This is a genomic window from Erysipelothrix enhydrae (assembly GCF_035066605.1).
GTDB lineage: Bacteria > Bacillota_I > Bacilli_A > Erysipelotrichales > Erysipelotrichaceae > Erysipelothrix > Erysipelothrix amsterdamensis.
The window spans coordinates 136,864-149,754 of record NZ_CP125807.1 but is presented as its reverse complement, the minus strand read 5'-3'; the positions used below and the strand labels follow the sequence as shown (position 1 = coordinate 149,754).

General features: G+C 35.9%; 12 protein-coding genes. 8 read left to right on the top strand and 4 right to left on the bottom strand.

Annotated features, from left to right (window positions below; translation table 11 throughout):
• Nucleotides 1–45: 45 nt before the first annotated feature.
• Complete coding sequence (dcm, locus tag LLS04_RS00870; RefSeq protein ID WP_323611407.1) at nucleotides 46–1,305, bottom strand: DNA (cytosine-5-)-methyltransferase; 1,260 nt, start codon at nucleotides 1,303–1,305, stop codon at nucleotides 46–48.
• A 97-nt stretch (nucleotides 1,306–1,402) separates the two neighbouring features.
• On the opposite strand from dcm, the gene LLS04_RS00865 reads away from it, so the two are divergent.
• Nucleotides 1,403–2,788: a Sau3AI family type II restriction endonuclease gene (locus LLS04_RS00865; RefSeq protein WP_323611406.1), complete on the top strand. Its 1,386-nt coding sequence runs from the start codon at nucleotides 1,403–1,405 to the stop codon at nucleotides 2,786–2,788.
• A gap of 40 nt (nucleotides 2,789–2,828) precedes the next feature.
• Here the strand turns inward: LLS04_RS00865 and LLS04_RS00860 are convergent, their stop codons facing one another.
• Nucleotides 2,829–3,167 carry a hypothetical protein gene (locus LLS04_RS00860; RefSeq protein ID WP_323611405.1) on the bottom strand — a complete coding sequence of 113 codons (339 nt, stop codon included), beginning with the start codon at nucleotides 3,165–3,167 and terminating at the stop codon, nucleotides 2,829–2,831.
• Between the two features lie 216 nt (nucleotides 3,168–3,383).
• Here LLS04_RS00860 and LLS04_RS00855 point away from each other — a divergent pair, with 216 nt between their 5' ends.
• Nucleotides 3,384–4,112: a LytR/AlgR family response regulator transcription factor gene (locus LLS04_RS00855; protein ID WP_323611404.1), complete on the top strand. Its 729-nt coding sequence runs from the start codon at nucleotides 3,384–3,386 to the stop codon at nucleotides 4,110–4,112.
• A gap of 4 nt (nucleotides 4,113–4,116) precedes the next feature.
• Complete coding sequence (locus LLS04_RS00850; protein ID WP_323611402.1) at nucleotides 4,117–5,454, top strand: sensor histidine kinase; 1,338 nt, start codon at nucleotides 4,117–4,119, stop codon at nucleotides 5,452–5,454.
• Nucleotides 5,455–5,481: 27 nt separating this feature from the next.
• On the opposite strand, the gene dinB is transcribed toward LLS04_RS00850, so the two are convergent.
• A complete protein-coding gene (gene dinB, locus LLS04_RS00845; RefSeq protein WP_323611400.1) occupies nucleotides 5,482–6,702 on the bottom strand; it encodes a DNA polymerase IV in 1,221 nt (406 codons plus the stop codon).
• A gap of 124 nt (nucleotides 6,703–6,826) precedes the next feature.
• Between dinB and LLS04_RS00840 the strand changes: the two genes are divergently transcribed.
• Nucleotides 6,827–7,414, top strand: a complete 588-nt coding sequence (locus LLS04_RS00840; RefSeq protein ID WP_323611399.1) for a LexA family protein — start codon at nucleotides 6,827–6,829, stop codon at nucleotides 7,412–7,414.
• On the opposite strand, the gene LLS04_RS00835 is transcribed toward LLS04_RS00840, so the two are convergent.
• Nucleotides 7,411–8,202 (bottom strand): CorA family divalent cation transporter, encoded by a 792-nt coding sequence (locus tag LLS04_RS00835; RefSeq protein ID WP_323611398.1) that lies wholly within the window; start codon nucleotides 8,200–8,202, stop codon nucleotides 7,411–7,413. The two genes, LLS04_RS00840 and LLS04_RS00835, sit on opposite strands and share 4 nt — an antisense overlap.
• 102 nt (nucleotides 8,203–8,304) lie before the next feature.
• On the opposite strand from LLS04_RS00835, the gene LLS04_RS00830 reads away from it, so the two are divergent.
• The 4 genes from LLS04_RS00830 to LLS04_RS00815 all read left to right on the top strand — a co-directional run bounded on the left by LLS04_RS00830 (nucleotide 8,305) and on the right by LLS04_RS00815 (nucleotide 12,822).
• The gene (locus tag LLS04_RS00830; protein WP_323611397.1) at nucleotides 8,305–8,979 is read left to right on the top strand and encodes a response regulator transcription factor; all 675 of its coding nucleotides are present in this window, start codon (nucleotides 8,305–8,307) and stop codon (nucleotides 8,977–8,979) included.
• Entirely contained in the window at nucleotides 8,969–9,973 is a 1,005-nt protein-coding gene (locus LLS04_RS00825) for a sensor histidine kinase (protein ID WP_323611395.1), read from the top strand. Before LLS04_RS00830 ends, LLS04_RS00825 begins: the two co-directional genes overlap by 11 nt.
• Before the next feature lie 130 nt (nucleotides 9,974–10,103).
• Nucleotides 10,104–10,871, top strand: coding sequence for an ABC transporter ATP-binding protein (locus LLS04_RS00820; protein ID WP_323611392.1), 768 nt, complete (start codon nucleotides 10,104–10,106; stop codon nucleotides 10,869–10,871).
• Entirely contained in the window at nucleotides 10,861–12,822 is a 1,962-nt protein-coding gene (locus tag LLS04_RS00815) for an FtsX-like permease family protein (protein WP_323611390.1), read from the top strand. The genes LLS04_RS00820 and LLS04_RS00815 overlap by 11 nt, the downstream gene beginning before the upstream one ends.
• Nucleotides 12,823–12,891 lie beyond the last annotated feature (69 nt).

Genomic DNA, 12,891 nt, shown 5'->3' with positions numbered 1-12,891 from the left:
AAGCACTATCTGCATTAGATAGCGCTTTTTTAAAAAATACTTAATTTATTCGTTACACAATTCAATTATTGATGTTTCTAATCGAGAGATTATTCCTGTTACCAAAGCATTCCCCATCATAAAATATCTTGCGTTTTTGGGCATACCGCTGTTTGTCCAATTTGGTGGAAACATATTTAGACATTCTGCTTCGACTTCAGTTATTTTTCTATATGGATACTTAGCGTTACCTGAATCGATTATATGAGAGCTTCTATTTAGAGTATTCTCACTTGTTAGCATTGTCCTACCAGGTTTTTCAAGACTATCTGGAAAGCTCATTGTCCCTTCAGAGTATTTATATTCAAACCCTTCCGAAGTAACACGAGTAATTGATTTACTGCCTTTTGATGCCTTCCATTTATCAAGATTACTTGTTATGAGGTAGTCATCATAGTTTTTATGATAAGGTGATGACATCTTTACGACCTCACCTAATGTGAATGCATCTTCGCTTATCTCTTTGATGTCAAAGTTAGTAACCTGATTATTAATCATAATACCAGCGTTTAAAAACTTTCCGTTTGCATAATTATTTGTGATATCAACTTCATCCTCATATACAGATAAATCTTTACTTATTGGCTTTATATCATCACTTATAGGGAAATTTTTATTCAATATCGATTCTTTTAATAAATAATTTTCTATATCATCATTTTTTACTACACTTTTAGCAAGTTTGGTTGAATTATGATAAGCAAAGATGAAGACACGACGGCGTCTTTGCGGCATTCCATATTCGGCGGCATTAATCATACGCCACTCAACGATATACCCTAAATTATTCATACTTCTTAACATGATTGCGAAATCTCGACCACGCTGTGAAGCTGGTGATTTCAATAATCGGTCAACATTTTCGAGTAAAACAAACGGTGGCTTTTTTGCATCCAATATATCTCGGATTTGCCACCACAAGACTCCTTTTTTTCCATTAATTCCCTGTTCCTTCGATACAGATCGAGCGACGGAGTAATCTTGACAAGGAAAACCGCCTACCAATAAATCATGATCCGGGATAGTGGATTTATCTATTGTTGAAATATCTTGGTTCACATGATTCTGATTTGCTCCAAAACGTGTTGAGTAGCAATCAAAGGCATGTTGTACTTTTTTTCCTGGTTCCCATTGGTTAGCCCAAACAAAGTCCCAATTTCCATCCTCAATTGCTCTACCTGTTTTCTCATCGAATGATTCAATATGGTTCAAACCTACTCTGAAACCACCGACACCCGCGAACAATTCTACTACTCTATTTTTCAATCTGATTCCTCCAACTATTCATTAAACTCATTGTTTATATTATAATGGATATACTTAGTCAATTCAATGTATTGACAAACTGAAAGAGGGGATTGGGATGGGGAAATATACAACAGTATCAGCGATTAATAATCGCGCAAAAGAATTAGTAGGGATGCGATTTGTAGATTTAGATCGATACGATCGATTACTAAACACTAAGAATAAAGGGAAGCTTGGTCATATTGTCGAAGAATCGGGTTATGATTACATTATTAATAACTCACAAAAGGCTGATTTTGAAGAAGCAGGCGTGGAATTAAAAGTTACACCCTTTAAAGTTTTAAAGAACAAAAAAAATATATCTGCTAAAGAACGATGTGTTCTAACAATGGTCAATTATATGAATGATCATGAAGTTAAGTTTTATGAGAGTCATTGTTACGATAAACTTAAAAAAATACAATTTATATTTTATGAGGATTCAAAAGAATTAGAAGTGGAAGATTTAAAAATAGATGGACAGTACTTATTCGACTTTGAACAAATAAGCGAAGCAGATAAGGAAGTGATTATAAATGATTATAGTATTATTCAAGATAAAATTAAAAAAGGTGACGCACACTTAATATCAGAAAGTGATACGTTCTACTTAAGTGCTTGTACCAAAGGTGAAACGAGCAAGGATCGTTGTCCGCAAGTAAATAGCATAGAACAGGCAAAGCCACGTGCTTATTCACTAAAAAATTCATATATGACGGAGTTACTAAGAACCAAAGTATTTAATCAAGAAGAATACGAGAGTATTTTAAATAACGATTATAAGACATTAACAATCGAAGAAAAAGTAACTCAATTACTTAAGCCTTATTATGGAATGTCTCTTAGTGAAATCGATAAATATCTACAAGAACCAATTAATCGTAATGCCAAAAATTACTTGAGAAACTATATTAGAAACATGATGAAGGTTAAGACTGATAATCTCAATAACATTGAAGAGTTCAAAAAGTCTGATATTGTAGTAAAAACGATTCGTTTAACTAAAGAGGGTAAAATTAGAGAACATATGTCTTTCCCTGCATTTAAATTTAAAGATTTAAGTGAAGAAACATGGGAATCTTCATTAATCAAAGACTATTTTGAGAGTAAAAAATTTTTATTTATCGTTTTTCAAGAACTTGAAGATTTAAGTCGAGAATATCGATTTGAAGGATCCTTCATATGGGGAATGGACGATAGAATGATTGATAATGAGTTGTTCCGAGTATGGGATAGAACGGTCTCACTATTGAATGATGGCTTAGAAATTATAGATGATGGTAAACGCAGAAAGACAAACCTTCCAGGATCAAGTTTCAATCATGTTGTTCATGTTCGAACACATGCAAAAAATAGAGATGATATAGACTATCTACCTGATGGAAGAGTACTGACGAAGCATTGTTTCTGGTTGGATAAGGATTTAATACTAAAGATTATAGATGAGAATCTAAAAAAATAACCATAATAAAAAAAAGATGAAGCAATTAGTTTCATCTTTTCTATCGTTTATACACCACTTTATTCGCTACTTGCACAAAAATTGTTTCCGCTATCTCGGATTGACCATCCCACATTACGGTGATGATGTTTTCGGTGTTGTCGGGAGCTGTTTGGGTGAAGGTCCATTGTTCATCATTGTCTTTGTAGATTTTAATTTGTTCATCTTGATTTACAAAGTATCCATATTCGGAAAATTTACCCGTAACGTAGGTAATGATGAATGGATGGTTGATTGATGATTTATCTGTGATGAGTGTGGGTGTTTGTTGGGTTGCCTGACATCCAATTAAAACCGCAAACATTAAGAACAGGACTACGATTCGATTACTTTTTTTCATAGATCTCATCCTTTCTGGGGAAAGAATACCATAACAATATGAAAATTAAACATGGGTGTTATGAAATCTATGTGTTCAAATTTGGTAGAGATTGTGATGATAAAACTTATATGAAATTTAGATAAAAGAACGGTGAATATGAACTATATATTCGGTGAAATGTGTTTCTTTTCACGCAACATGATATAATACTTACAAGGAATAGGGGGTTCTTGTATGATACGTATTGTCTTGTGTGATGATGATAATGATGTCATTGAGAAGTATCGGTATTTGATTAAGCGGTATGCGATGTCACGGGGAATTGAAGTTGAGTTAAGTTCATTTTCTCGGGGTGAAGATTTGATTTTTGAGTTAACGGATCATTATGAAGAACCAGATATTATTTTCCTGGATGTTTTTATGGATGAACTTAATGGTGTAGAGGTAGCGAAGCAAATCCGTGCGATGGGTTATAACTCGCAAATTATTTTCCTCACATCTTCATCAGATTTTGTTTTTGATGCCTTTGATGTGGGCTCGTTCAATTATCTCATAAAACAAGATACGGATGATACTCGTTTTCGTACCGTATTAGGACAAGTTTTGACACAAATCGATAAACGATCGGGTGATTTTTTCGATTGTAATTTTGGGGCGGAGTCACGACGGATTCCATTTAAAGATATATCTCACTTCGAAATTTATCGTCGTGTGATGCGTGTACACTTTAATAACGATGAGTATTTTGATTTCTATGAAACGATGGATCGTCTCACGACACGGCTAGCAAGTCGTAATTTTGTGCGTGTACATCGTTCTTATCTCGTTAACTTAAACCATATAGTACTCTTTAAAAACCAGACACTTCGTCTTGAAAATGGGGAAGAGTTGCCGATTGGTAAAGCATATCAAAGTGATGTTAAGCAAAGTTTTAATGAATTTGTAGAAAAAAATTGGGAGTAACGCCATGTTGTATTGGATCTTAGTTATTACTTCCACAATTACCTACTATGTCTATACTTACCTTTCGGTATATTTTATGAGAGACCATGCTGAGATGCGCTCTTATGGAAATATTTCGCTTGGTATATGCATGATTATGAGTTCGATGTTAGTTTTATTTTCACGTCAGTTTGATTTTGAAACGTACATCAGCTATTTATTCATGCTTTTAGTTATGTTTATTAGTTTCAAAATTATTTATAAAATATCTACGACATTGGCTGCATATGCAAGTGTTCGTCATGTTTTCTATTTCTATACAGTACGTGGTTTTGTATTTGGAATGTACTCATTAATTACGGGGATGCCAATTCGTCATATTGCATCGGGAACGATGAGTGATTTGGTGAGTTTTCAGACAACTTGTATTTTCGTTATTATTTTATTTTTGATCTTGCAACGGTATTCGGTTACGACATCACGAATTCAGTCGCTATTTCGTAATACAGATCAGGTATTGTTTGTTACGACGACAAAATTATCCTTAGGGTTTTATTTAACGATTGTGGGTTTTGGTAGTCGTTATACGGCAAATGACCAATGGTTTACACTTATGTACCTCTTTACTTGTGTTGTGGTTATGGGGGTTGCTGCGATTGTGGTGGCAAATTCCGTAAGGTCGTGTGAAGCATTGGAATATGAAAAACAAACCGTGGCACTTCAAAAACAATTGGATATGCAGGTGAAGCACTATAAGTCGTATCAAGTGTATACCCAATCGTTTCGTGAGTTTCGTCATGATTATAAAAATACACTTTCGACCATTAATGCGTTACTTAGAAAAAATGACTATGAAACAGCCATTCATATTTTAGATGAGATGGGAGTACAGATGTCCGATGGTTTAACTACGCATCCTACATATTCAAATGATGGTCTGTTGGATGCGATTATGCAAGAATTTGCGAACACCTGTATTAATGATGGTGTTACGTTTGAATGTATGCTCTATTGGGATCATACGATTGCATTATCAGAGCTTGAGGTTGTTCGTATCTTTACCAATCTTTTAAAAAATGCCCATGAAGCGACCATGCTTTTACCGAAAGAACAACGCTTTATTACGGTTAAATCAAAACTTCGTGATCACTGGATTGATGTCATGATTTCCAATCGTTTTGATGGAAACTACCATGAAGATTTGGAAAGTACAAAAACAACGGATAAAGGATCTCGTGGTCTTGGGTTTAAAATTGTTCGTCAGACTATCGAACAACTTGGTGGGGTTACAAATTGGTCAGTTGATGACAATGTATTTAAAGTTGTTATGAATTTCCCTCGTGAACATCCAGTAGAATCATAAAAAAAACACTTCGAGATGAGGTGTTTTTTATTGGTTATGACCAAAACTGCTTATATGAGCTTTCGGATTTCTTTTTTCAAGGTCTGTTTGAAGCAGGACATTGGCTCGTTTTATGGCATGATGTCCAAATCGATCACGAATGCTGTCTAAGGTTTCATCAATTGCTGATTCGGGTTGATCAAAGAGGGATAGTTGAATGGGTTGGGTGGTTGAAACAAGATCGCTGAGTGTAATAGTGATACTTCGTAAAGGTTGTTTTTGGTCCCAATAACGTTCGATGAGGAAGAGTGATTCATTAACAATTTGATCGACCGTGTTTGTAGGTTGATTCAGTTTTTTTTGTCTTGAAATGGTTTCAAGTTTGTTATTACGAATGCTTATTCGTAGGACACTTCCTTTTTTTTCGATGTTACGACACCGGCTTGAAACAGACTCCGCGAGTACAAATAAAACGCGACGAACCTCTTCGATTGAAACAAGATCTTGTGGGGTGGTCATGCCATTACCTACTGATTTCGCAGGATCGCTGTAAGGATTTACTTCTGAAGTATCTTCACCATTCGCAAAAGACTTTAGTAAACTCCCCATTTTCCCAAGATGCGTATGTAACTGATTTTCATCCGAACATGCAAGATCACCAATGGTACGAATGCCCATTTTATTTAAACTCTTTTGGGTGCTGGGGCCTACGTAGAGTAAATCCTGTACGGGAAGTGGCCAAATCATGGATTTCACATGAGATTCCATGAGAATTGTTAGCCCATCGGGTTTATTCAAATCGGAGCCAAGTTTCGCAAAAATTTTATTAAAACTCATACCAATTGAAACCGTTAAGCCAATTTCTGCTTTAATGCGTCTTCGTATTTCTGTTGCGATATCTCCGGGTTTTCCAAAAAGTAAAAGCGAATCTGAAATATCAACCCATGCTTCATCAATACCGAACGATTCAACTTTATCCGTATATTCGCGATAGATGTCTTTAACTTGATTGCTTACCATAAGATAATCATCGAATGAAGGGGGGACAATCACAAGTCCAGGGCATTTACGGCGCGCTTCATTTAGGGTCTCTGCTGTTTTCACGCCTTTAGCTTTTGCTAATGGGTTTCGTGCTAAGACGATACCGTGTCGCTTTGCTTCATCACCACCAACACACATGGGAACAGCAGCTAAGGAAGGATTTTTCATTATTTCAATTTGCGCAAAACAGTAGTCAATATCACAATGAAGAATGTAGCGTTGTTTCATAGAATCACCTCAATAGACTCAGTATAGGTTAAAATGTTGCGTAAATCAATCGATATTCGCAACATTTTAAATGAAGTTGTTTGAGTATTGCATTTTGCGTATAATAACAATAAGAGGTGAGATTATGACATTACAAGAGCTGGTTTCGATTTTTAGAGCGCGGCATCATTTATCGTTAGAAGAAGTTGGAGACGCGGTAGGGGTTAGTAAATCTACAGTGTCTCGATGGGAAGCGGGCATTATCAAAAAGATATCTTTAGAGAAGCAAGAACGCTTGTCGGATCTCTTTAAGATTAATGTTCCTGATTATTTGGATTATCACTTTTTTAAGCCGGTTCTCGGTGTCGTAAGAGCGGGATATGATTTATTAGCGCATCAAGATATCATTGCTTATGAAGAAGTTTCAAAACGAGAGTATGATCAAGGGGATTATTTTTTGAAGGTTGTGGGGGATTCCATGACGGGATCACGGATTTATGATGGAGATTTAATCTACGTAAAAAAAACGCAAGAAATCGTCTCTGGTGATATCGCTGTTGTTTTAATTCAGGGCGATGAAGTGACGGTCAAGCGTGTTATTTTAAAAGATGATTTGATGATTCTCGAGGCTACAAACCCAGACTATCCGACACGTTATTATAATGCGGAAGAAGTGATGATGTTACCTGTTGAAGTTATTGGGAAGGTTTTAAATGTTCGTGTTGATTTTTAGAAGTAATCCTTTTTACGTAGAAAGATGACGACCCCAAGGGTTAGGAAAAAACTAATCATAAAAACAATCAACAGAGCATGCGGGTGATCTTGAAAAGGCAAGTCGATATTCATACCATAAAAGCTAGTGATGAATGTTGGTACCGAGAGTACGAGCGTAATCGATGTGAGCGTCTGCATAATTTTATTTAATCGATTTGAAAATAGAGATTCTGATACATCCACAATCGAATTAATAATTTGTTGATACATCTCAATATTTTGAACTAATTGATTGACTTCAATTCGAATGTTTGTGTATTCAGAAGAAAGTTCGGATTGCCATAGTGCTTCGGGTTTTGCATCGACGATATAGTTCGTAACATCACCAATTGCATTAATAGCAGTTTGATATCGGATTAACTTACGACTTAAACTGAAGAGTGCTTTGATGTTTGCTTTCGTAACAAGATTCTCCATCGACTCTTCATATTCCGAAAGTTTGGCGTTAATAACTTGGACCATGACTTCGTAGTTTTTAAGCGTATGCAAGAGAAGGTCTGTTAAGGAAGTATTTCGAACATCTGACGAAAAAGATACGGACTCATGACAATAGAGATTAAAGTCCAAACCAGTTTGTTCAATACAGATGGGTTGAATGTTCTCAGGGGAACTAGGGTAGTTGAGAATAATATAGAAATTACCATTAAGGAGTCGTATATGTGCAAGCTCTGCTTTATCCGTTAAGGATTGACGGATGTATTCAGGGAGCGAAAGTGTGTGAGCGTCTTGATAGATTATAAGATTCATGGTGAATCCTCCTTTATGTGTATTATACCATGAGCGGAGAATTTCAAATTAAGAAAACCTTAAACAAGATTCGTGTATAATAGATTTAATTGGAGGATGTGTATGTATAAAATCATGATCATAGAAGATAACGATACGATTCGTAATGAATTGAGCAGTTTCTTAAAAAAGAACGGGTATGAGACGTCCCTCATCACTGATTTCAAAAACGTCATGGAGACGTTTAAACAAGAAGTCGTCGACTGTGTGCTTTTGGATTTATCACTTCCAGAAGTTGAAGGTCACTATCTTGCGAAAGAAATTCGTAAAATAAGTGCTGTTCCGATTATTGTAGTGACAAGTCGAAACAGTACCATGGATGAACTGATGTCGATGAACTTAGGAGCGGATGATTTTATTACTAAACCGTATAATTTACAAATCTTATTGGCTCGATTACAATCTGTTTTACGACGTGCTTATGAAAAAAATGATACTGCAGTAACGGTGCTTAGAGGTGTTGAGTTGGATACGCCCCGTGGGATGGTTCGCTATATGGGACAAGAACAAGAACTTACGAAAAATGAATTGCGTATTCTTTCGTTTTTGATTGCGAATAAGGGAAGTATTGTTTCGCGTCAAGACCTAATGCAGTACTTATGGAATACGGATTGGTTTGTGGATGATAATACTTTAACTGTAAATATTAATCGCTTACGCAAAAAACTTGAGGAAATTGGAATTGTGGACTTTATTGAAACTAAGCGTGGAATGGGTTATACAATTCATGAAAACTAAAGATTTTTTAGCAGATAAAGCATATCTTTTGATACTTGTTGGGGTTTTGGAAGGCGTTGTTTTGTTTTTCCTTACAGCAGTGGGTGTTCAACATGAAATTGTTTGGATTGTAATGTTTCTTCTTGCTTTGGTGTTGGTGGTTGTGTTGGTGGTTGAGTTTTCACGCCGAAAGCGATTTTATAATGAACTGTTGATGAATTTAGAAGGTTTGGATCAAAAGTATCTTCTGACGGAAATGATTCCGGAGGGTAATTTTTTGGATGCGACGCTTTGGATTGAAGTGATGGAAGAATTAAACAAGTCTATGGCTGATCGTGTCAGTGATTATAAGCGTCGCCAAGAAGACTATAAAGAATATATCGAACTTTGGATTCATGAAGTTAAAACACCTCTATCGGGGGCGAAATTAATTGCATCCAACCATTCGAGTGCGGAAATGAATTTGTTGATGCAAGAGATGAGTCATGTGGAGAATTACCTTGAACAAGTGCTTTTTTATGCACGATCGAGTTCACTTGAAAAAGATTATATGATTCAAGCACTTAATTTGAATACACACATTCGTAATGTGATTAAAGAACTGGCTCCCATCTTCATACAACGAATGATACACATTGAAATGGATGTAACAGAAGCAAATGTTTACAGTGATCCGAAGTGGCTTGAATTTATGATTAAACAAGTACTATCCAATTCTCTAAAGTATGTCGATGCAGGAAAAGGAATCGTTAATGTATCAACGACAATTCAAGAACATTCAATTTCACTTATAATCTGTGATAATGGTCCAGGAATACCCGTTGGTGACTTAGAGCGTGTCTTCGAACGTGGATTTACGGGTGAGCGTGGTCGTCAAAATAAACAAGCGACGGGTATGGGCTTGTATCTTGTGAAAACATTAAGTACTAAACTCAATTTGGACGTAAAAATTGAAAGTCATGAGGGAACCTGTGTAACTTTTGTATTCCCAAAATCACAAATGATGTTTAAGTAACCTCGAGAACGAGGTTTTTTTATTCAGATACACTATAATAAAAGTAAGTGACAATAATGTTATAAAACTGTAATGATAATGAATGGTAGGTCCATCGCAAATTCTTTAAACTAAATGTAGGAGGTTGATTATGACAACAATACTAGATGTAAACAATATTGAAAAATACTACGGTAAAAAAGGAAATATTACCAAGGCACTTGATGGTGTCTCATTCACAATTGAAAAAGGGGAGTTTGTAGGGATTATGGGACCCTCGGGTTCAGGAAAAACAACGCTTCTTAATTGTATTTCCACCATTGATTCGGTGACAAGTGGTACCATTGGGGTTAATGGTCAAAATATTACGAAACTCAAGAAAGATCACTTACAACGATTCCGTCGTGAGCAACTTGGTTTTATCTTCCAAGATTTTAATTTACTGGATACACTGACTGCATATGAAAACATCGCTTTAGCACTCACAATTCAAAATATAAACCATAAAGAAATTGATCAACGCATTCAAAGTGTTGCGCGTCTTTTAGATATCGAAGAGGTTCTTCAAAAATTTCCCTATCAAATGTCAGGTGGACAACAACAACGTGTCGCTTCGGCACGAGCATTAATCACTAACCCAAGTCTTGTTTTAGCGGATGAACCTACAGGAGCATTAGACTCAAAATCAAGTCGTATGTTGCTTGAGAAACTTCAAGAATTAAACGAACAAGAACAAGCGACGATCATGATGGTAACCCATGATGCCTTCAGTGCAAGTTATGCGAAACGTATTCTTTTCATCAAAGACGGAAAAATCTTTAATGAATTGGTACGAGGAAATGATAGTCGTAAAGTATTTTTTGATAAGATTATTGACGTTGTAACCTTACTTGGAGGCGATTCCGCCAATGTACTCTAAACTCGCGCTTCGTAATGTTAAGAAGAGCTATCGAGATTTCTTTATCTATTTCATTACTTTAACCTTCTCGGTATCTCTTTTCTACGTTTTTTCTTCCTTTGGAGCACAAGCTTCGATTATGAATTTAAGTACATCGCAAGGATCGATGGTTGAAGCATTAATTCGTATTATGAATGCGATGTCGATTGTTGTTGCGGTTGTGTTTGCCTTCCTAATTCTTTACGCGAATCATTTTTTAATTAAGCGTCGTCATCAGGAATTGGGTGTCTATACTTTATTAGGTATGCCCAAACGTTATATATCTCGCATACTCATCTATGAAACGCTTTATATCGGTGTGTTCTCATTAGGATCAGGATTACTCTTGGGTCTTGCCTTATCACAAATTACAACGCTTTTGAGTGCTAAGGTCTTAAGTGTTTCAACACAATATCATTTTGTATTTTCCATGTCCGCCACGTTTAAAACAATTTTATGCTTTATGATGATTTTTATCGTTGTAATGATTTTTAACGGCGTGATTTTGAATAAGTACAAGTTAATCGATCTTCTACGTTCGAATCGTCAAAATGAGACGCTTAAAGTGCGCAAAACCTGGATGAGTGTTGTAATCTTTATCCTTGCATGTGTGCTTATTGGATATGCTTACAAACTTGCATTAAAACCTTTAGAACTGATTCGTTTGCTTCCCTTAGTCCTTGTGACGGGAGCGTTGGGAACCTTTATGTTGTTCCTTTCTTTTTCTGGGTTTATGCTTAAGTTTATGCAGATAAATCAAAAACGCTACAACAAGGGTTTAAACAGTTTTGTTTTTCGTCAGGTAAGTGCGAAAATTAGTTCGACATACAAAATGATGGCAGTAATTACCCTCATGCTCTTGATCGCAATCGGTGCCCTTGCGACTGCATTCAATTTAAATTATGTTCTCGGCAATGAAGTTGAGAAAGCAACTGGATATGATGTCAGTGTTCTTGTTTCGGGATCTGAAGGTCAAGATTACTCAAGTTTATTTGAAGATGTTGTGGGGATTAAAAATCATGTCATTGCATCGATTTACGATCTTGGACTCGAAGCAGAGGCTATGGGAATGCATGAAGATATCTATCGTAATCAACGCATTCTCTTTATGACACAGTCTGATTTTAATGCATTACGGATGCATGAAGGATTTGAACCAATTGATCTATCTGGACAAGAAATCTTTTTCCAAAAAGCGCCAACGGCTGGTTTACAAAACACCGACTTAATGAAATTAAAATCGATTGAAGTGCTTGGTGAATCGTTCAATCTTCAAGCAAATCATGATGTTAAACCTGTAAGAGTTGCGAATGGATCCATGGTTCATGGTGCACTTTTTGTAGTAAATGATTCCTACCTTCCAACTTTGAAATCACAGATGATCTCAAACGATGCGTGGAATCAAAATACATTTGTGTATAACATCGATGTTGATGGAGCACAGGATGTACTTGTTTCTACGATTCAAGACAGTCTAGAAGGAAAATCTTTGGGATTGTATCATTCCATCATAAGTTCTGATGAAGTCAAAGAATCCATGAATGGAACAGAACTATTATTTACTTATGTTGGACTTTACTTAGGACTTGTCTTCTTGTTGAGTAGTGTGGTTGTCTTGGCCCTCCAACAACTTTCAGAAGCCAGTGATAACCAAGCACGTTATCGTGTACTTTCAAAACTTGGAGCAGATTCCAAACTCATTAAAAACTCTATTCTTAAACAAATTTCAATTTACTTCTTTTTACCGCTTATCATTGCGTTAATACACGCCTATGTTGGTATTAAGGCGATGAATGTAAACTTAAACCTTGCAGGTCTTGCCCCCGATACCATGATGCCTGCAATACTCACAACAAGTGCAATAATCATAATGTACCTTATTTATTTCATTATTACCTATTTCTCAAGTAAAGCAATTATTCTTGAAGATTAAACACACCGAAAGGTGTGTTTTTTTAATATGACATTGTTGTAAGTTTAGTGTAAGAAGATTCGATGGTTC

Excerpts from the sequence above, each read along its gene's own strand:
- LLS04_RS00865 (WP_323611406.1), top strand. The coding sequence starts at position 1,403 with ATGGGGAAATATACAACAGTATCAGCGATTAATAATCGCGCAAAAGAA.
- LLS04_RS00860 (WP_323611405.1), bottom strand. The coding sequence starts at position 3,167 with ATGAAAAAAAGTAATCGAATCGTAGTCCTGTTCTTAATGTTTGCGGTT.
- LLS04_RS00855 (WP_323611404.1), top strand. The coding sequence starts at position 3,384 with ATGATACGTATTGTCTTGTGTGATGATGATAATGATGTCATTGAGAAG.
- LLS04_RS00850 (WP_323611402.1), top strand. The coding sequence starts at position 4,117 with ATGTTGTATTGGATCTTAGTTATTACTTCCACAATTACCTACTATGTC.
- dinB (WP_323611400.1), bottom strand. The coding sequence starts at position 6,702 with ATGAAACAACGCTACATTCTTCATTGTGATATTGACTACTGTTTTGCG.
- LLS04_RS00840 (WP_323611399.1), top strand. The coding sequence starts at position 6,827 with ATGACATTACAAGAGCTGGTTTCGATTTTTAGAGCGCGGCATCATTTA.
- LLS04_RS00835 (WP_323611398.1), bottom strand. The coding sequence starts at position 8,202 with ATGAATCTTATAATCTATCAAGACGCTCACACACTTTCGCTCCCTGAA.
- LLS04_RS00830 (WP_323611397.1), top strand. The coding sequence starts at position 8,305 with ATGTATAAAATCATGATCATAGAAGATAACGATACGATTCGTAATGAA.
- LLS04_RS00825 (WP_323611395.1), top strand. The coding sequence starts at position 8,969 with ATGAAAACTAAAGATTTTTTAGCAGATAAAGCATATCTTTTGATACTT.
- LLS04_RS00820 (WP_323611392.1), top strand. The coding sequence starts at position 10,104 with ATGACAACAATACTAGATGTAAACAATATTGAAAAATACTACGGTAAA.
- LLS04_RS00815 (WP_323611390.1), top strand. The coding sequence starts at position 10,861 with ATGTACTCTAAACTCGCGCTTCGTAATGTTAAGAAGAGCTATCGAGAT.